The organism is Actinomadura kijaniata, from assembly GCF_014138665.1.
Lineage (GTDB): Bacteria > Actinomycetota > Actinomycetes > Streptosporangiales > Streptosporangiaceae > Spirillospora > Spirillospora kijaniata.
In genome coordinates this window covers 24,927-43,588 of the sequence record NZ_JACJIA010000024.1, presented here as the reverse complement: position 1 = coordinate 43,588, position 18,662 = coordinate 24,927, and the positions used below count along the sequence as shown (strand labels likewise).

Here is an 18,662-nt window from a genome sequence, read left to right as displayed (position 1 = left end):
CCGGCGCGGCTGGCCAATGCCGAGCTCGCGGCGAGCGAGCGTGGTCGCGATGCCGACCTTTACCGGGGCTCGGGCGAGGCGGCGCTGTCGAGGACTTGAGTGACGGTGGCGGCGATCGTGTCGGCGAGGGCCGGTAGCGTTCCTCGGTTTTCCAGCAGGAGGAAGAGCCAGGCGAAGATGGGGCCGAGGAGCAGTGCGTGCACCACTGCGGGGTCAGGGCGGTGGGGAAGTTCGCCGCGGGTGACCGCCCGGTCCAGGATCTCGGTGACGCAGGCGCGTTCGGCGGCGACGAAGGTGGCGGCGAACTTGGCGGCCATGGCCTCGTCGGCGTGCACGTCGGCGAGCAGGCCGGTGACCACTCCGGGCGGGGGGGTGGCGAGGTTGGCGACGATGTCGCGCGTGACCGCGGCCAAGTCGGTAGCCAGGGAGCCGGTGTCTGGGGGAGCGGCCAGCTCCAGGTTGTGCATGATCGCCGTGAAGATCATTTCTTGCTTGGTGGCGTAGCGGCGATAGATCGCGGCCTTGCCCACTCCGGCGCGGGTGGCCACCGCGTCCACCGTGAGCCGGGCATAGCCCTGCTCGGCCAGCAGGGCGCGGGTCGCAGCCGCGATGGCCTCGTCTACCCGGCCCTCCCGAGGGCGGCCCACTGGTTGATTCATGCGCGCCAGTCTATTGCGGAACCGATGTACCCGTAATGTGACGCGGTCGACATTGTGCCCGAGTGGAGGCGGGATCATGATTGGGAACCATGAATTCCGATACTTCTGTTTCCGTAAAGAGCGTGGTGTGGGCGGGCGGCATCCTGGTGCTCCTGGCCTGCCTGCACCTGTCCTCTGCCGCGCTGCTCAGCGCGGATCACCTCCCGGGCTGGTTCCGGGGAGAGCTGTGGTTCTTCCCGCCCGACCCCGACGATCTGGCCACGCCGGCCCCGAACGTGGGAGCGTTCTGGATGGTCTGGGGAAGCTTCGGCGTCCCCCTGGGCCTGGTGGGCGCGCTCGTCGCCGGGTACGGACGCCGTGGCCAGGTCCCACCGCCCTATGTGGGCGTCATCGTGGGTTTCTGGGCGCTGACGAGCGCTGCCGTGTTCGAGCCCTCGCCGTTCGCGCTCGGGATGATTCCAGCCGTCATGCTGCTGATCGCCTCCCGCAAACGTCAGGCGATGGTCGCATGAGCGCCACGGTCATCCGCGACGTGCGGATCTTCGACGGGGAAGGAATCGTGCCGCGCGGGTCCGTCCTGGTGCGTGACGGGCTGATCGCCTGCGTGGGGCAGGTGGACGTGCCAGGTGACGCGCAGGTCGTCGAAGGCGAGGGTCGCACGCTCCTTCCCGGGTTAATCGACGCCCACACGCATGCGTTTCCCGGGAAGCTGGAGCAGGCGCTGCGGTTCGGAGTGACGACCGAGCTGGACATGTTCTCGGTGCCGTCCGTGCTGGGTCAGGTACGGGCTGAGGCCGCCAAGCCGTACGCGGCGGACCTACGTACCTCCGGGGTGGGGGCCGCGGCGCCGGGCGGACATCCGAGCCAGTTCATGGCAGAGGTCTTCGGGCGTTCCCGACGCTGACCGCGGCCGAAGACGCCGTGGCGTTCGTCCGCGACCGCGTCGCCGAGGGGGCCGACTACCTCAAGATCCTCATTGAGGACGGTTCGGCCATGGGGATCCCGCTGCCGTGCCTCGATGCGGCCACGGTCCGAGCACTGGTCGAGGCCGCTCATACGGCGGGGCTGTTGGCTGTGGCGCACGCCACCACCCAGGCGGGAGCCGAGCTGGCCGTGGCGGCGGGGATCGACGGGCTGACGCACGTCTTCCTCGCCGACGGCGAGGAAGACCGGTTCGCGGCGCGGATGGCGGAGGCGGGGGTGTTCGTGACGGCCACCCTCGCCATGTTCGAGGCCCTGGACGATCAGGCTGGGGTGTCGCTGGCCGCCGACGAGCGCATCGGAGCACGCCTGGCTCCCGAGCTGCGCGCCGCCGTCGGCCGTACCCCTCCCGAACTCCCGTCCGCGCCGGGGCTCGCCGCTCACATGGCTGAGACGACGGCGGCGCTGCACAGCGCCGGCGTGGTCGTGCTGGCGGGCACCGACGCCAACGACGGGCCACACGGCGCTTTCCCCGTCGTCCACGGCGCCAGCCTCCATCGGGAGATCCGGGCCAGGTCGACGCGGCCGCCGTCGCGGTCGTACAGCACGTCCAGCACATACAGCGAGTCACGCGGGGGGCCCGGCCACGACCTTGCCGCCGAGTCCGGCAGCCTGATCGTTGATCATATTGAGCCAGGTCGCGCCGCCGCGCCGGCCGAAGTACTTGGGGTTGGGCCGGGCGTACACCGACGGCACCGGAACCACGAACCGCATCCCGTCGATGGAGGCGACCAGCCCGCCGCCCCATACGCTGGCCAGTTCGATGGACTGCTGCGCGGTGATCAGCGCGGCGTTGGCGGCCCGGTAGGTGGCGTGCCGCAGGTAGGTCTGGTCCACGTGCGAGAGCCGGTCGCGCGTCAACGGCTCGGCCGATCCGACCACCGGGGTGTACCCGACGTTGCAGCCGTGCGCCACCAGCAGCGCCGCGATCGTGGTGCCCAGGTCGGCCAGCCGGGCCTCCCCGCCGGTGAGGGAGGTGAACGCGGCATCGGCGCCGGTCCAGGCGAACACCTCCAGCAGCACCTCGGGCAGGTCCACGCGCGGCAGCAGCATGTTCACCGCCGCCCGCAGCTCGATCGGCGACGCCGGTTCGGGCTCGGGCTCCAGCGCGGCCAGGTGCAGCCGTCCGTCCTCGCCGAAGTGCACCTGGAAGTTGGCCGGCAGCCGCTCGGCGACCTCGGTGTAGGTGGCGTGCAGCAGCTCGGCCCGGGCCGCCAGGTGCTCACCGGCGGTGGCGGGCAGGTTCAGGCTGGCCAGCACCATCGACCGGGCCTTCTCCCAGGCGGCGTCGCTGAGCAGCTTGGCGCGCGGGTCACCCCAACGCGAGGAGTTGCGGGCGAAGATCTCCCGGCGGCGCAGCATCCGGTGGAACTGCTCCAGCACACAGAAGGTGTATGCCTTCCAGTCCACCGTCCCCGGCTCGGCGTGCGGGGCCGACAGCACCAGCCGCCGCCATGACCCCACCAGCAGCTCGGTGTCGATCTCGGCCGGGGCGACCTTCTTACGCCCCAGCAATCCTTCGGGCGTGGCGCCGAAGTCCACCACGCTGGTCAGCAGCTCCAGGAACGGCCGCACCGTGGCGAACCGGGTGACCAGCTGCGCCCGCCATGCCTGATCGGCGTCCGAATCCAGCGGCGAGGTCAGCTCCCCGATCGTGGCGATCGCCGCCGCCAGCTCCCGGCGCGGCACCACTGCCTCGATCCGCTCCCACACCGCCGCCACGCTGTCGACGGCCGGTGGGAAGACCTCCCCGGTGCTGGTGTCGATCTGCTCGCTGGTGGCCTCGATCAGCACCTGCACCGCGGCCGCCAGCTTGGCCGAGGCACGCTCCACCCGCGGCAACGTCTTGACCTTCTCCTTGGTCGTCTCCCGTTCGGCCCGCGCCAGTAGCTTGGTCGCGACCAGCACGTCCAAAAGGTCCAGGGCGTCATCGACCGCCCGCGTGGTCAGGTGCACCGCCGTGGCCAGCAGCGTCGCCAGCCGCCGCGTGTCGGTGTGCCGCCGCAGCAACGAGGCCTTGCCGTCGACCCCGTACCGCGACAGCTCGGCCAGCCGGCGCGGCGGCACCGCCGACACATCCAATTCACCCACCCCCAGCGCGGCGATTTCGGCGGCGCGTTCCAGCGCCCGCGTCATCGCCGGACCCGACACCCGCACCGGCCCGCGCCGCAACCGGTCCAGCTCCGACACCCGCGCGCCCGGCGGCACCTGGAGCAGCGAGTCCAGCACCGCCCGCTGCCCGACGCTCAACATCTGAGACAGGGTCTCCCACAACCGCTGGTTGGCCGCCTCCCGCGCCGACGCCACCAGCCGCGCCAACCTCGACACCCCCGGCAGCAGCACCCGCCCCTCCCGCAGCCAGGACGCCGCCGCGTCGAACAACGTCTTGGGCCCGTCCCCGGTCGTCCACGCCCGCGCGTCCACCCACTCGCGCAACTCACCCTCGACCTCGGCGAAGTCGCGGTACCCCAGCACCTGGCGCAACTCGCGCATATGCACCAGCCGGGTGTTCTCCCGCTCCCCGTAGGCCTTCAGCACCGAGGCGTCCTCGATCCCCAGCTGCTCGGCCAGGTAGTCCACGACCTGGGTAGGCACGCCGACCGGGTCCTCGGGGAACACCCCCAAGAACCGCACGCAGGTCAGCATGACCGCGAACCCCAGCCGGTTGTGCGGGCGGCGCTTGGACTCGATCAGCGCCCGGTCCGCATCGTCCAGGAAGAAGAACCGCTCCAACTCCACCCGCGACGGCGCTCCAGCGAACGCCCCGTACCGGGCGGCCTGCTCATCAGTCAGGAACTCCACCGGCATGACCGACAACCCCCAGACGATCGATCAACACGACCGCTGAAGGTTCGGACACAAGTAACCCCAGGTCAAAACACCACAAGCCACCCAGAGCGCTTAGTGCCGGTTTCCGTTCCGTTGTTCCTCAACCCCCGTCTCGCCGTCCGCTGCGAACGCCACGGCCGCTTGTTCGCCGCCTTCCTCACTCTTGCCGCCATCATTACCTGCTAAAGGAACTCACCACGTGAGACATCCCCTTAGCGCCACCTCAGAACGCGTCGCCGGGGCTCGCGCGCAGCCCGGCGGCCTCCCCGCCGCCGCCCAAGCGCCAGTCCGTGGGACTATGAGTTGTAAGCTGCGCACCGTTCCAGCGACATGGGCGTATGCGGAGGTCGTATGAGTGCGGCAATGTCAGGCACTTCGGTCGCCGCGACGGCCATAGGCTTCATCTGCCTGCCGCTCACCACGCTCGTCCTGCTCTCCCTACCGACGCAGCTCCGCGACAACCGGCTGAAACGGCGCGGGATCGAGACCGAGGCGGTGTGCCGTGAGCGCATCGCGCGGCGCGGGATCCTGGTCCACTTCATCCGGTGCACTTACCGGCAGGTGGACGGACGCCCCATGGCCGCGGTGATCAACACCCCCCGCCCGGTCCCGTACGTGGGTGACACTTTCACGATCGTTTATGATCCGCAGCGGCCGACAGAGGCCGCCTCGGCCCAGTACCTGGCCACCCGGCAGACAAAGATCGGCTATGCCTTCCAAGCGGCGCTGGCGATCCTGGTCACCATCGCCGTACTCCTGGTCACAGTCTTCAACTAAGCAGGTAGAACCGGACCGACGTGCGGGTCCGAGCGTCAGTCCTGGGGCCTGTTCGTAGTCCAGATCAGTCACAACCAAGTGGCTCCGCCCGCGTCGGGGCGGGAGGGGGTGCCATCGCCGTTGTATGACGCACGGTGATGCGACTGGTGCCGAATGGGAACTGATCGAGCCGCACCTGCCGTTGGGGGCGTCCGGGCCGACCCCGACCTGCGCAATCAGTGCAACGCGATGATGTGGAGGTTTCGGACCGGCGGCCCGTGGCGGGACGTGCCCGCCGAAGACGGCAACTGGTCGACGATCTACGACCGGTTCCGGGCCTGGGCCCGCCAGGCGGTGTTCGAAACCGTGATGAACGCGATGATCGCCGAGACGGGGGCCCGTGGCGACGTCGACCTAGATCGTTGATGGGAAATTGCTGAACCGGATGCGGGCATGGCGAAGGGTGCCCATGGTCGGTGTGTGAAAACTGACTTGGACGCCCTTGTGACCGCACTCTACGTTCACCTGGACGATCACGTCCTGCCTTCGCGGTAACAGCGGAGGCGGCCAGGTCGCCCCCGGCTGCTGACCGATGCCGAGCTGGTCTGCGTGGCTGTCGCCCAGGTCCTGTTGAGGTGTGATGCCGAGCGCCGGTGACTGCGCCTGGCCCCGGCCCGGATCGGGCACCTGTTCTCGCATCTGCCGTGTCAGTCCGAATACAACCGGCATCTGCGCGATGCCGCCCCGATGCTGTTGGCCGCGGCGGCGTGGCTGGCCCGCTCGATCCCGTCCTGGCAGGATCGGCTGCGGTTGATGGACGGCGCCCCGATGCGCTGCGGCGCCTCACGCACCACCGTCAACCGCTCAGATCTGGACCCGATCGCCGGCTATGGCATGGACCAATCGCACCACGCCTTCTACTGGGGCGCCAAGCTGCTGCTGATCACCACCGCCGACGGGGCGGTGTGCTCCTTCAACCTGGCCCACCCCAAGGAATTGGACGAACGTAAACAGGCGGTGCACCTGCCGCACGTCCAACCACCCGCGCCCGGCCCCTGCCCGATCGTGTGCGACAAAGGGTTCGCCGGGACCGAGGTGGAGAAGGCCGCCGCCGACCTGGGCCATGTGCTGGTCCGCCCACCCCACGCCGATGAACCCGACCCTGCGGTGGCGGTGTTCCCCGGCCGGCTGCGCCAGCGCATCGAGGCGGTGATCTGGACGCTGAGGAACCAGCCGGGATTGGAACGTCACGCCGCCCGCACCACCGAAGGGCTGTGGGCGCGCGTGTGCCAGCGCGTCGTGGCACTCAACGCCGCCATCTGGCACAACCGGCTCATCGACGCGCCCGTCAAGCGGTCCCTGATCGCCTATGACCACTGACCAGCCACAACATTTCCCATCAACGATCTAGGCGGGATCAGCCGGCCGTTCCAGATCGTCGGGTCCGCTCGCCGGGGACGGGGAGAAGATCTGGCGCCAGTGTTCGGCGGCCTGGGCCAGGTCCTCGCCGACGTGGCGCAGGAACTGCCCCATGTCGTGCAGGCGGGTTCCGGCGGGAGTGTCGGCGCCCAGGATGTCGGCGCCCTGCTGGGCGGCCTCGGCGATCACGCCGTTGGCCTGCGCGGCGGCGATCATGGCCCGGTACCAGACGTCGCCGTCGATGACGTAGTGCTCGGACCGCTGCCGGGGGTGGCGCTCGCGCCGGATGAGTTGCTGCTCTTCGAGGTAGCCGACGGCCTTGGAGATGGAGGCGGGGCTGACCCTCAGGCGCTGGACCAACCCGGCGGAGGTGAGACCGCCCGAATCGGTGGTGTAGAGACAGACCAGCACCTTGGCCATCATGGGCGGCAGCCCCGTCTGCGCCAGCAAGTCGGTGAACCGCTCGGCGAAGGCCAGCACCGCGTGGGGATCACGGCCGTGGGCGGTGTCGGCGGGGGTGGACGGCGGTCTGGCCGGGGCCGTGGTACGGCGTCGGGCGCGTCGCTGGGTCGCCTGGTGCGCCTGGTGGGCGCGGTAGCCGCTCGGGCCGCCGTTGCGGGAGATCTCCCGGGTGATGGTCGAGACCGGCCGTTGCAGGTTGCGGGCGATGTCGGAGTAGGAGAGCCCCTCGGCCAGCCCGGCGGCGATCTGCTGGCGGTCATTCAGGGACAGCCTGCCTCCCGACACGCGCACTCACCTACCCGCTCGACGTCGGCCGTTGAGCACCAACGCTCTCGGACACCTGCGGGCGAGTATGCATCCGTCTCCACCTCAACGCAAACAGCTCGCTGCGGATTTGCGTTAAGCGGCAAGCTGGATGCAAGAGTTTCTCTCTATCTAGCTTGCAGTATGCACTATGTGCATGCGCACAACTGTTGCCTACATCGTGAACGCAAATTAGCTTTCCCTCGTCCGAAAGATCACGGAGCGGGTCGGAGGCAAAGAACGCCCGGACCAGCCCCGTCGTATGAGGAGTCACGATGGCGAACTTCACCCCCAAGGTCTTCGGTTCCCGCGCCACCCGGGGCGGCGCCGGATCGCTGGTCGCCGGCGCGCTGGCGGTAGGCACCCTGGGCGCGCCGGCCGCGGCCGAGGGCGCGCGGCCCGTCCGCCCCGAGGTGCGGCGGGTCATGGAGCAGGCGGTGGCAGAGGGCGGGGTGCCCGGCATGCTGGTGGAGATCCGCGAGGGTCACCAGCGCCGGTTCGGCGCCGCCGGGGTCGCCGACACCGCCACCGGCCGCGCCCGCCAGCCGCAGGAGCGGTACCGGATCGGCAGCACCACCAAGACCTTCACCGCCACCGTGATCCTCCAGCTCGCCGCCGAACGCAGGCTCGGCCTGGACGACACCGTGGAGCGCTGGCTGCCCGGCCTGGTGCGCGGCAACGGCAACGACGGCCGCAAGATCACCATCCGGCACCTGCTGAGCATGACCAGCGGACTGTTCAACTACTCCCTGGACCCCGCCATGCTGACCCGCTACTACAGCCCGGCCTTCATGCGGCACCGCTTTGACCGCTACACCCCCGAGCAACTGGTGAAGATCGCCATGGGTCACGCCCCCGACTATGCCCCGGGTATGGACTGGGCCTACTCCAACACCGGTTACATCCTGGCCGGAATGATCATCGAGAGGGTGACCGGCAGCAGCTATGCCGAGCAGGTCGACCAGCGGATCATCCGTCCGTTGCGGCTGACCGGAACCTATGTGCCCGGCAATGAGACCCAGCTGCGCGGACCCCACGCCCGGCACTACTCCACCCACTCGGTGCCCCAGGCCGACGCGCCCGTCCACGACGTGACCCAGATGAGCGCCTCGACCTCCTGGGCGGCGGGCGGGATGGTCTCCACCACCGGAGACCTCACGCGTTTCTTCCAGGCCCTGCTGCGAGGCTGGCTGCTGCCGCCGGCCCAGCAGCGCCAGATGTTCGCCACCGCCGCCACGCCCCAGGGCAAGTGGATCCCCGACACCACCTACGGGCTGGGCGTGTCCTCCATCAAGCTGCCCTGCGGCACCACCGTCTGGGGCATGGGTGGGGCGATCAACGGCTCGTTCTCCTTCACCTACGGAACCCGCGATGGGCGCCACATGATGGCCCAGAACGTCAACGGCGACTGGAACAACCCGATCGACACCTTCACCAAGGCCCTTGACGCCGAGTTCTGCACCAAGGCATAGGCGACGCTTCGACGGGTCCACCACCGCTAGTGGTGGGCGCGTGCGACCGCGCCCAGGGACAGCAATAGACGCTGTGGCAGGCCGCCGAGAAGGGCAGGCTCCGGACGCTGCCGACCAAAAATGAGCCCCTTCCCGTGGTCTGCCCATGCTGATGTCCAACGGAATCGTGGGGAAGCTCCGCACCGGGGCGCCCTAACAGGGTGTGCCCGAACGCTACGGGTCTTGGGCCAGCCCGCACCTCCGCTTTCGCTGGCATGTGCCTACGTCAAGATCACTATCAACCACCGAAAGGATCCAATGATCGTCGAGTACATCCGCTACCGCATTCCCGACGAACGCTCGGCGGAGTTCGAGGAGGCCTACGGCACGGCCGCCCGTCTTCTCGCGCAAGCGTCACAATGCGTGGACTACGAGCTCAGCCGCTGCGTGGACGAGCCCGCCTGTTACATCCTGCGGATCACCTGGACCTCGACCAAGGACCACCTGGAAGGGTTCAGAGGTGGAGAGCTGTTCCCCGCCTTCCTGGCGGAGATCAAGCCCTATGTCGGAATGATCGAGGAGATGCGCCACTACGCGCCAACTGCGGTGCGCGGCGACGGCAGCTCGGTCCCCACCCTGTACGAGTGGCTGGGCGGGGCCGAGGCCCTGGAACGGCTCACCGAGCGGTTTTATGAGACGGTCCTGGCCGACGAACTGGTGGGGCCGCTGTTCGCGCACATGGACCCAGGCCACCCTCGCTACGTGGCGATGTGGCTGGCGGAGGTCTTCGGCGGCCCGGCACGCTACACCGGCGAGCGCGGCGGCTATCCGCACATGCTTGGCATGCACCGCAATAGGGCGATCACCGAGACCCAGCGCCGCCGCTGGGTGAGCCTGCTGGCCGACGCCGCCGACGCGGCTGGCCTGCCGGACGACCCCGAGTTCCGCGCCGCGTTCATGGGCTACATCGAATGGGGCACCCGCCTGGCCCTGACCAACTCCCAACCCGGCGTCACCCCCACGGAGCAGGCCCCGATGCCGCACTGGGGCTGGGGCGTCGCCCCGCCCTACCAAGGCTGAGACATCGCCTCCAACGGCAGTTCGACCAGTTGAGGACCCCCATGGCAACAATTCTGCGACCACGCGGGCACGGCGCCAAGGTCGTGCCCATCGAGCTCTTCTTCGATCTCGTCTACGTCTTCGCCATCACCCAGCTGTCCCACCTGCTCCTGGGCCACATCGGGCTGGCCGGGGCGGCACAGACGCTGCTGCTGACGCTGGCGGTGTGGTGGGCCTGGATGTACGCCACCTGGACCACCAACTACTGCGATCCCGACCATCCCGCCATGCGACTGACACTGGCGGGCATGATGCTGGCGGGATTGGCCATGGCAGCAGCGGTGCCGCAGGCGTTCGGCGCACGCGCCCTGTGGTTCGCCGCCGCCTATGTCACCCTCCAGGTAGGACGCTCGGCGGTGGTCGCGATCGCGGCACGGAACACACCGAACGGGCACCTGTTCCGGCTCATCCTCATCTGGCACGCGGCCGCCGCGCTGCTGTGGATCGGCGGCGCTCTGGCCGGCGGCCCCGTACAGGCGGCGGCCTGGGTGACGGCGCTGGCCGTGGAGTACGCCGCGCCCTGGCACGGCTACCGGCTGCCGTCGCTGCGCCGGTCCAGCACCGCCGAGTGGGTCATCGACGGCGGCCACATGGCCGAACGCTGCCAGCTCTTCGTGATCCTCGCCCTGGGCGAATCCATCCTGATCACCGGCCTGACGCTGGCCGGCGGCGACCACCTGTCGGCGGCCACCGTGGCCGCGTTCGCCGTGGCCTTCCTCACCAGCATGGCCATGTGGTGGGTGTACTTCGACAAAGCCGCCGAAGCCGCCGCTGAGAAGATCGCCGCCTCGACCGACCCGGGACGGCTGGGCCGTTCGGCCTACACCTACGGCCACATCCCCATCGTGGCCGGCATCATCGTCACCGCCGTCGGCGACGAGCTGGCCATCGCCCACCCGCTCGGCGCGACCACGGCAGGCACCGTGCTCACCGTCCTGGGCGGGCCGGTCCTGTTCCTGGCCGGACACGCGGCCTTCCACCGAGCCGTCTTCGGCGACCTGCCGCCGGACAAGATCACCGCCATCGCCATACTCGTCGCGACCGGCCTGGCCGCCCTCCTCGCGCCCTCACTCCTGCCACCCCTCGCCCTTGCGATCACGGCCGTGCTCGTCGTCGGCGCCGTCGCTCTCCGGGACCGCCGCCCACCGGACCGCGGAGCAGTTAAGCCCGGGTGATCACCACACCCACCACGCGCCCACCATCTGGTCGACTCCCCGCCTACCCGGTGGCGGAGCGAGGCCGACCCAAAACCGATGCGGCGCACTCACCAGCCAAGGTCAGGGCGCTCGACGAGGCGCAGGCGGGACGCGACGGTGTGCGGACAAGGCCTGAGCACGATGGTTCTGACATACGACCTGGCGGACCCCCTCCATGCACATGACATCAGATCACTATCACGTACATGAGAGCCGAGCGATCACGACGCAACGGGGATGCGTCCCCGCTTCCGATGCGCGACCCGGGCACGTTATCCGGTACATCGCCGCCGCGCCGGACGGTGACCGGTGACAGCCGCGAAAGCGACCGCGACCCGCAGCGTGGCGATCAATCTCGGCGACGCGGCCGACGCCTTCCTGCCCACCCACCGGGTCGCCAACGACAACACCCGTCGTGCCTACGCCTTGGCGATCGACCGGACCATCGCGGCGGGCGGCGGCCGCGACCGGCTCCTGGCCGATGTCACCGACACCGGCGAGGCCCTCACTGCGCTGTGGAGCGGGCGCCCCAGCGACCTGGAACCGCAATCGGGCCGCTGCCGTCTCCTGGCTGACCCGGCGCACTACCGGGAAGAAGGGGACTGTCCCGCTGCCCGCTGACGCTGAACAGCACCAGAAGCACGTCGATCACACCAAGGCCGTCAGCCGTACCACGATCGAACGGCTGCTGTCGCGGCGCGACCTGCCGCTGCACGAGAAGACGCTGTACCGGATGCTGTACGAGACGGCGGCGCGCATCGAGGAGGTCCTGGACGGCAACATCGAGGACCTGTCCTGGAGACGGTCTACTGGGACGCCGGGACCGCACGGTTGCTGCCGCATCTGCCCAAGGGCCGCACTTGCGGGCCGGTGTTCATCACCCACCGCTGCCCCGGACCGGGCAAGGTGCTCACTCCGCGCGATATCTGTCCCGATACCGGATGCGTCCGACTGTCCTACGGCAGGCCGCGCTGCTGGACACGCACACCGCGCTCGATGGGGCGGGTACCGGCTGAGATCCGCACGAGCTGCGGCACTCGACGCTGACCTATCTGGGTGAGGGCGGCGCGAGCCTGCTGATGCTGATGGTCGGGTTCCAGCACAAGAAGCCTGAGAACGTGCGGCGCTACTTCCATCCCTCGCCGGAGGCGATCGCCGAGGTCACCAGCCTGCTGGGCCTCGACGACCGCCGCCGGTGAGGTAATGGTGAGCATCGGTGGTGTGGTCAACATCCGTCTGCGATGCCTTGCCGTTGCGCCGAGGAGCATAGCAATTTGACCAGGAAGGGATTCGCGGCGACATTCGGAGCAGGCTGACTCGCCCATGGTCACTTTGCCTTCTTCCGGCGCTCGCCAAAGCCGAACAGCGCCTTAGGCCGGTCGGTGGTGGGGTGACGGAGACCAAGGTCGCTCAAGAACCGGTCCAGCATCCGGTGATCAGCGTGCGCGGCAGATAGTCGGTCTCGACGGGTGGTTGCCAACCCTCGCGGCGGTAGGCCAGAGCGGTGAGGGCGAGCGGTAGGAGGGGAAGCAGAACCCGAGGCTCGCCGAAGGGGTCGGGCACGGCGCGGTACTGGAGCAGCAACTCGGTCAACTCGGTAACGAAGGTCTCCCGGTCACCGGCGGCCAAGGCACGCAGGGCGCACAGTGCGGTGCGGTGCGGCAGGTCGAGATATCCCTCCCCCACCTGCACTCGGGAAAGCGCGGTGTCGATAGCGACGACCACCGATTCCCTGGACGGCGGGTAGTCGGCGCACTCGTTCCCCGTGTCCCCGATGACATAGGCCATCAGGCCGTTGACCAGCTCGACGTTGGGCTTGCCGACCATCTCGCCATCGAGCTTCTTCCGAGCGAAGTGGAATGCCTCGCCATGCCATTCCACTCTCTCGGAGAGGATCGCCAGGCAAAAGGCGTCCAGCCACTGATTGGCGGAGACAGGATCTGGGCCGTCCGAGGCTTCCCTCTGGTAGTCCATCCCGAAGTTCGCATAGTCAAGGAAGACGAAGAAGGTGGTGTTGCCCACGTAAGCGGCGCACTGCACGCCACCAGCGGCGGCTTCGGCGGCGTTATCGAGGACCGCCTTGACCTCCGGAGCGTCGAGCTCGGGGAGCGCGACGGAAAGAGCACCCAGATAGTTGAGGAACTTGTTCGAGATCCGCCACCACTCGTAGGCTCCGATTGGGCCGGCCTTCGCCATGGAGTGACACTCGGCCCCGATTCGCTCGGCGAAGCCATCGCGGGCCGCCGTCAACACGGCTTCATCCACCCGGCGTCTCTCTATCCGCATCTCGACCCCCTCTTCACAGGCACGTGTTGATCATTCTAGACAAGGGGTGGGACACGGGCGTGGTCGTGCCGGTTCACCTGCACGGTGTCGGACTTGCGGTCATAGCCGTACAGGTCGTCACCGGTCTTCTTCGGCAGGCACATCGCAGCAGTGATGATAGTCGGCCGGGCGGCGGGACGCGCGCGCCGTCCACCCGACCTCCAGAACGAGCCGCGGAACCAGCTTCGGACCAGGACCCTGCACGCTACCCCGCCGAGCTAGCGGAAGCGGCTGTCCGTGAGGCACCTGCGGAAGTTGGCAAGGTTCAAACCAGGCCCTTGCCGCACCAGCGGTAGGCGCACGAACGCATCGATCAGTCTCGACTCGCTGATGCTGATCGAAAAGTTCGTCGACTGGCGGCCACGGTGTGACTTTCGGTTTAAATCTTTGAATACGTGGATCAGTGAGCTGATCGTGTCCGGACTGGCAATGTCACACTCAATGGCTGTAGCGGTTACTTCAGGCGCCCTAGTGGTCGATACAGGAATTCCGGCTTCCGGCTTCGCAAGCCAAACGGTCAGCGCCCCGAAAAGTGGAGTTTCCGCAAAAGCTGTCCACTGTCAGTGCGTCCTCTGCGGGAAGATTCTAGGGTTGAAAGGTGCACCCGGGCACGCCAAGAATATGAGGTCGGGACTCAAGTGCAACGGCTTCAAGTGTGTTGGGTATGGCTTAGCCCCGAAAAAGTGTGACGTTGCCCTCCGGAGAGCCAATGCCGGCATAGCTGGAAAGTATGGGCACGTGGTCATCCTGTAAAGCGTTAAATTGGATAGTCCAGGATGGATTGTGAAATTACGGGGAACCAATCAAAAGGACAAGTCAACGCACCTTGGATGCAGCAATGTGAACGTGTGATCTGATATGGGATACCGGAAGGCTTGCTATTGCTGCAAGTGATCATCTACCCTTCCTATTACGATGTTCACTTCGCCCGGCTCGGTCCTGCTAGCCGCTCCGAAGCGGCGGTCACCCTCTTGCAGTCCCAACTGACCCGGTTGCCGGTCACCTGGGTGCAGGACCAACACGGCGGCTTCACCCCGGATCTGGCCGCACGGGTCCGCAGCGCCGGTGGGCAGCGCGTGTTCGTCAAAGGCATCAACACCACCCAGGTCCCCGCGCTGGCCGCCAAGTACCGCCTCGAAGCCCAGGCCACAGCCGCCCTACCGCCCACCGCCCCGGCGCCGCGGCTGCTGTGGTCGCAGCAGGTCGCCGGATGGCTGCTGCTGATGCTGCAGGATTTGCCCGGCCGCTACCCCGATTTTGCTCCCGGCTCGCCCGACCTGCCCTGGGTCGTGGCCGCCCTCCAACGCGCCGCCGCCATGCTGACCCCCAACCCTTGGCCGGCTGCCCCGCCCGCCATCCAGGAGCTGGGCGACCTGGTCCACGGCTGGCGCGCGCTGGCCGATCATCCTTCCGCTGACCTGGACGCTTGGGCTCGCCGCCACTTGCCCGCCTTGGCCGACGGCGAGCGCGCCTGGCTGGCCGCCGCCGACGGCCCGACGCTGCTGCACGGTGATCTGCGCGCCGACAACATGCTCCTCACTGAGGGGGACCAGACCCCGGGCCGGGCGGTGTGGCTGATCGACTGGGCACAGCCCTACCAGGGCAGTCCCTGGATCGATCTGGTCGACCTGATTCCCCATCTCATCCTGGCCGGCCACACTGCCGCCGCCGCCGAACACGTGGTCGCCGAGCCGCTGGCGCAGCTGGGCGTCCAAGAGGAGGTCATCACCAGCTACGCCATCGCCTTCGCCGGATACTGGGCGCGCATGTCCTGGCCGCCAACTCCATCCGGCGCGCCGCATCTGCGCGCCCACCAGGCCCGCGCCTGCCAGGCGGCCTGCCAGTGGGTCGCGCACCGCACCAGTGGGTGCTGATCGCAGGACACCTGCCGGTGGTTGACCGTTGTCGATCAGCTGCACTGTTCTCACTGAGGCTGGGGTAGCAGGCCGGGTATCCAGGACTCAACACTCATCGCAGGGTCGTGTACCTCGGCCACGTCCACCACACCGCCGTGCCGCAGGACCTTGGCGGCCCGCTGGTAGCGGTGGCCTCGCGCGGGCCAGTGGCCCTGCGCCAAGATCACCTGTTGTAGTTCCTGAGGGACCTGACGGAAGAGTCCGACGGGTGCTGGCCCAGCCACCGCCATCAGCAGGAGGCGCCATCGTTGGGCGCCGGGGCGGTCCCGGGGCGGCCTCGGACGCGGCCCGGTCATTTGGTGGCCGACAAGGGTGACAGCAGCCGGGCGATCCAAGCGTATCTGCGGCGGCGTGGGATCAGTGCGACGATCCCCGAACGCGTCGACCAGGCGGCGGGCCGGGCCCGGCGCGATTCACGCGGTGGACGCCCCCCAAGCTTCGACCCCAAGGTCCACAAGCGTCGCAACGTAGTGGAGCGCTGCTTCAATCAGCTCAAACACTGGCGCGGCATCGCCACCCGCTACGACGAGACCGTCGCGTCCTGCCAGGCCGCCATCACCCTGGCCGCCGTGCTGATGTGGATGTGAATTTTACGACATGACCTAGCGTCTCAGCTCATTCATGAGCGCTTCCAGGCGTCGCTCCCGCCACCAGCCGGGCCCCTGGTCGAACACGGCCGTGGGGGTCCACTCGGTCTGGCACGGCACGCACTCCAGCACCGTGAACTCCACTGTGGTGCCTGCCCGGTCGGCGGTGATGGCGCGGTTGTCGATGGGGCGGTCGCAGTCGGGGCAAAAGCCCTCCGACAGCATCGCCTCGGCCCGTACCCAGTACTGGGGGTCGAACTGTTCCTGGAACACCATCGGCGGCGGGTCAGGCGGTGCGGCGGGTGTCGGTGACGCGCGCGCGTAGCCGCGCGGTCAGCGCTTCATCGCCGGGGTGCGGAGCAGCCAGGGCGTCCAGGTCCAAGGCGGTGGCGCGCAGCCGCTCGTAGTCGGGGTGGTCGGTGGGCACAGGGGTGGCGGCGCCGCAGCCGGCGTCGGCCACCAGCAGCAACCGGCCCTCGCGGATCACCGTCTGGCTCATGGTCACACCTCCAGCCCGTAGTGCCTCACATAGTAACTGACCACTATTGCGGTGACCGGTTCATGCTCGCTCAAGGTGCGGTGCAGCCAGCCGAACTGGCGAGTGATGACCATGGCCCAGGCCTCGGCCCACCATTCGTGCGGATCCTGCCAGCGCTCCACGCGCAGCAGCGGCCGGCACCGGAACATGATCGTGTCCCATTCGGGGGTCTGGGCCGCGCCGCGCAGCCGCTCCATCACATGCCCGATCTCATGGTCGACCAGCGAGGCGCTGACGTGCGCGCCGGTGCCGACCGCCACGGTGCGGCTCTGCCACACTGTCACCCCCGGGATCGCATCCCAGGTCACCGCCGCACCCGGACCGACCGGCTGCCCGGCCAGGTGCGCCAGGTGGTCCAGGCCTGGCACGCTGCCGTGCCCGACCCACAGCCCGCCGGTGAGCGCCTGGGCGATCTGGGTCGCGATCGGACCGGGCAGCGCCGCCAGCCGATCGATCGCCGCGATCACCTCCGGCGTAGGTCGCGTGGTAGTCGGGTCCCATTGGCGCCGCACCACCTGCTCCAGCACACCCAGATGGCGGCGGCCGTCGCGGGGCAGCAGGTCGGTGTCGGCGGGATGCGGGTCGCACCAGTACGGCACCCGCGCCCCAGGACCGGGCCCGTCGTGGGGGAGGTTGGGGGGAGTGGTCATGGCGATCTCCATGCTCTCAGACGCGGTGGGCTGCCGTGCGCGGAAACCAGCCGGTGCGGGCGGGAGCGGACTTGCCGTCCCTCTGTGCTGTCCCAGCGGGATCGGGTCGGCGGTGCTGTCATCTCCAACTCGGTGCCGTCGCGGCGGGTGGGCAACGATGAGGCCGAGTTGCTGGCGTTGCTTGCCGACGTGGTGGCTGTAGGGGATCAGCTCGTTTGGGCCGTCGATGTCCCTGACTCGACCGCCGGGCTTGCCGATCGCGCTGTTGTTCAACCACGAGCGGCAGGTGGTCTACCTGCCGGGCAGTGCCGTCAACTGTGCTTTGGCCGGCTACGGCGGGCAGGGCAAGCCCGATGCGCGTGACGCTCGATGTGGATGACCTGTAGCTGGGCGCTGTCTTGGTTGCGTGCCCCTTGTGCATGCGCAAGGACCGCAGCGTGGCTTTTGTCGGCAACCCCATCAGGATTGACGTAGCTGTAGAGACCGGGGTAGAGCCCGGTGACCGTCCATCCCAAGCCGTGCTGAGGGGGAAGTTCGATGATCCCGAAAGCTCGTGCGGGCGTCCCGGCAGGGACCGGACCATGCTCGCGGAGCACTTCGATCGCGTGAGCTTGCAGATCGCCTACTGGTTCTGGCACGAACAGGCAGGTCCCGTGGGCGAACAAAACCCACGGTTCAGACTTGATGATGACGATCTGCCGCCAGCGTTCGATCAGCTCCACAGGTGTCATGAGGGTGAGTCTTCCGGGACTTGATCGGATCGCTAATCGTTTAGTGCGCTTGACGCCTTGCGCCATCGGAGGTCTGGTAAGAGCCCGGTACGTTCTCAGGAGCGCGCTGAGCTGGGCAGATAGGTCACCGGCAGGTGCTGTACCCGTGCCCCGAGTGGTCAGGTGTCCTGAGCGTAGGGCGGTACCGAAACGCGTAGCCGTCGGGCAGCGCGTAGCACCTCATCGCGATGCTTGGCCGAGATCAACCAGCCTGGCAGCCTTGGCAGCATGCCGTCGGGGTCGGGGCCGGACTCGTGCAGGCGGGCTGCGATGTAGGACTCCAGCAAAGCAAGGTGATCGAGGTTGTAGGCCCACAGAGTGCGTCCGCGGCAGGCGGCCCGCAGCCACAACACAAACCCGGCGTGAGGATCACGCCACGGTCGCCTCAGCACACGCTGCTCGTCCTTGAACAGGCCGCAATTCGGGCAACGCAGACGGCACCCGAACTCTGGGGGAGCTGTGTCCGGCGGAACCAGGACCGCCTGCATGTGTGCAGCGGCATCCAGATGGTTCATCACGATCGCGCATTCATCGCATCTGGGACAATGCACCAGGACCCGGTTGGTGAACTGCTGCGCCCAGACGCCGGGATCGCAGAATCGGTCAACGTCCTGCCGCTGCGTCTGCATGGCCTCAAGCGTTGGACGGCGCGCTGAGATCAGCAATCCGATTTGGGTGCAGCTCGTCCTGAAGAAGTCGCT

At 68.3% G+C, this 18,662-nt stretch carries 19 protein-coding genes and 2 pseudogenes; 12 read left to right on the top strand and 9 right to left on the bottom strand.

Going from position 1 to position 18,662, the window contains the following annotated elements; all coding sequences use genetic code 11:
• Positions 1–59: 59 nt before the first annotated feature.
• Positions 60–659, bottom strand: a complete 600-nt coding sequence (locus HNR61_RS45100; RefSeq protein ID WP_182849299.1) for a TetR/AcrR family transcriptional regulator — start codon at positions 657–659, stop codon at positions 60–62.
• Between the two features lie 89 nt (positions 660–748).
• Here HNR61_RS45100 and HNR61_RS45095 point away from each other — a divergent pair, with 89 nt between their 5' ends.
• The 3 genes and pseudogenes from HNR61_RS45095 to HNR61_RS50670 form a co-directional block, all read left to right on the top strand.
• Positions 749–1,171 carry a DUF6463 family protein gene (locus HNR61_RS45095; RefSeq protein ID WP_182849298.1) on the top strand — a complete coding sequence of 141 codons (423 nt, stop codon included), beginning with the start codon at positions 749–751 and terminating at the stop codon, positions 1,169–1,171.
• Positions 1,168–1,563, top strand: coding sequence for a hypothetical protein (locus HNR61_RS45090; RefSeq protein ID WP_182849297.1), 396 nt, complete (start codon positions 1,168–1,170; stop codon positions 1,561–1,563). Before HNR61_RS45095 ends, HNR61_RS45090 begins: the two co-directional genes overlap by 4 nt.
• Positions 1,564–1,652: 89 nt before the next feature.
• Positions 1,653–2,087: pseudogene (locus HNR61_RS50670) on the top strand (amidohydrolase family protein); the annotation flags it as partial.
• Between the two features lie 120 nt (positions 2,088–2,207).
• Here the strand turns inward: HNR61_RS50670 and HNR61_RS45080 are convergent.
• Positions 2,208–4,448, bottom strand: a complete 2,241-nt coding sequence (locus HNR61_RS45080; RefSeq protein WP_246445119.1) for a Tn3 family transposase — start codon at positions 4,446–4,448, stop codon at positions 2,208–2,210.
• Positions 4,449–4,820: 372 nt separating this feature from the next.
• On the opposite strand from HNR61_RS45080, the gene HNR61_RS45075 reads away from it, so the two are divergent.
• The 3 genes and pseudogenes from HNR61_RS45075 to HNR61_RS45065 all read left to right on the top strand — a co-directional run bounded on the left by HNR61_RS45075 (position 4,821) and on the right by HNR61_RS45065 (position 6,605).
• Positions 4,821–5,246 (top strand): hypothetical protein, encoded by a 426-nt coding sequence (locus HNR61_RS45075; RefSeq protein WP_182849296.1) that lies wholly within the window; start codon positions 4,821–4,823, stop codon positions 5,244–5,246.
• 153 nt (positions 5,247–5,399) lie between these two features.
• Positions 5,400–5,651, top strand: coding sequence for a transposase (locus tag HNR61_RS45070; protein ID WP_182849295.1), 252 nt, complete (start codon positions 5,400–5,402; stop codon positions 5,649–5,651).
• Positions 5,652–5,705: 54 nt separating this feature from the next.
• Positions 5,706–6,605 (top strand): annotated as a pseudogene (locus HNR61_RS45065) (IS982 family transposase).
• 27 nt (positions 6,606–6,632) lie between these two features.
• On the opposite strand, the gene HNR61_RS45060 reads toward HNR61_RS45065, so the two are convergent.
• Entirely contained in the window at positions 6,633–7,391 is a 759-nt protein-coding gene (locus HNR61_RS45060) for a GbsR/MarR family transcriptional regulator (protein ID WP_182849294.1), read from the bottom strand.
• A 293-nt stretch (positions 7,392–7,684) separates the two neighbouring features.
• Between HNR61_RS45060 and HNR61_RS45055 the strand changes: the two genes are divergently transcribed.
• The 4 genes from HNR61_RS45055 to HNR61_RS45040 all read left to right on the top strand — a co-directional run bounded on the left by HNR61_RS45055 (position 7,685) and on the right by HNR61_RS45040 (position 11,796).
• A complete protein-coding gene (locus tag HNR61_RS45055) occupies positions 7,685–8,881 on the top strand; it encodes a serine hydrolase domain-containing protein (RefSeq protein ID WP_182849293.1) in 1,197 nt (398 codons plus the stop codon).
• Between the two features lie 297 nt (positions 8,882–9,178).
• Positions 9,179–9,940 carry a group II truncated hemoglobin gene (locus tag HNR61_RS45050; RefSeq protein ID WP_182849292.1) on the top strand — a complete coding sequence of 254 codons (762 nt, stop codon included), beginning with the start codon at positions 9,179–9,181 and terminating at the stop codon, positions 9,938–9,940.
• 41 nt (positions 9,941–9,981) lie between these two features.
• Positions 9,982–11,154, top strand: a complete 1,173-nt coding sequence (locus tag HNR61_RS45045) for a low temperature requirement protein A (RefSeq protein ID WP_182849291.1) — start codon at positions 9,982–9,984, stop codon at positions 11,152–11,154.
• 363 nt (positions 11,155–11,517) lie between these two features.
• Positions 11,518–11,796 carry a hypothetical protein gene (locus HNR61_RS45040; protein WP_220510567.1) on the top strand — a complete coding sequence of 93 codons (279 nt, stop codon included), beginning with the start codon at positions 11,518–11,520 and terminating at the stop codon, positions 11,794–11,796.
• A 789-nt stretch (positions 11,797–12,585) separates the two neighbouring features.
• On the opposite strand, the gene HNR61_RS45030 is transcribed toward HNR61_RS45040, so the two are convergent.
• Entirely contained in the window at positions 12,586–13,440 is an 855-nt protein-coding gene (locus tag HNR61_RS45030; RefSeq protein ID WP_220510566.1) for an Imm49 family immunity protein, read from the bottom strand.
• A gap of 950 nt (positions 13,441–14,390) precedes the next feature.
• On the opposite strand from HNR61_RS45030, the gene HNR61_RS45025 reads away from it, so the two are divergent.
• The gene (locus HNR61_RS45025) at positions 14,391–15,374 is read left to right on the top strand and encodes a phosphotransferase family protein (RefSeq protein WP_312898411.1); all 984 of its coding nucleotides are present in this window, start codon (positions 14,391–14,393) and stop codon (positions 15,372–15,374) included.
• A 290-nt stretch (positions 15,375–15,664) separates the two neighbouring features.
• Entirely contained in the window at positions 15,665–16,003 is a 339-nt protein-coding gene (locus HNR61_RS45020; protein ID WP_344457270.1) for a transposase, read from the top strand.
• A 15-nt stretch (positions 16,004–16,018) separates the two neighbouring features.
• On the opposite strand, the gene HNR61_RS45015 is transcribed toward HNR61_RS45020, so the two are convergent.
• From HNR61_RS45015 to HNR61_RS44995, 5 genes are all read right to left on the bottom strand, one after another.
• On the bottom strand, positions 16,019–16,279 hold the full coding sequence (locus tag HNR61_RS45015) for a hypothetical protein (RefSeq protein ID WP_182849286.1): 261 nt from the start codon (positions 16,277–16,279) through the stop codon (positions 16,019–16,021).
• Positions 16,280–16,289: 10 nt separating this feature from the next.
• Positions 16,290–16,502 (bottom strand): hypothetical protein, encoded by a 213-nt coding sequence (locus tag HNR61_RS45010; protein WP_182849285.1) that lies wholly within the window; start codon positions 16,500–16,502, stop codon positions 16,290–16,292.
• Between the two features lie 2 nt (positions 16,503–16,504).
• On the bottom strand, positions 16,505–17,191 hold the full coding sequence (locus tag HNR61_RS45005) for a hypothetical protein (RefSeq protein ID WP_182849284.1): 687 nt from the start codon (positions 17,189–17,191) through the stop codon (positions 16,505–16,507).
• Positions 17,192–17,502: 311 nt separating this feature from the next.
• Entirely contained in the window at positions 17,503–17,922 is a 420-nt protein-coding gene (locus HNR61_RS45000; RefSeq protein ID WP_182849283.1) for a hypothetical protein, read from the bottom strand.
• 158 nt (positions 17,923–18,080) lie between these two features.
• Positions 18,081–18,590 (bottom strand): hypothetical protein, encoded by a 510-nt coding sequence (locus HNR61_RS44995; RefSeq protein ID WP_182849282.1) that lies wholly within the window; start codon positions 18,588–18,590, stop codon positions 18,081–18,083.
• Positions 18,591–18,662: the final 72 nt, after the last annotated feature.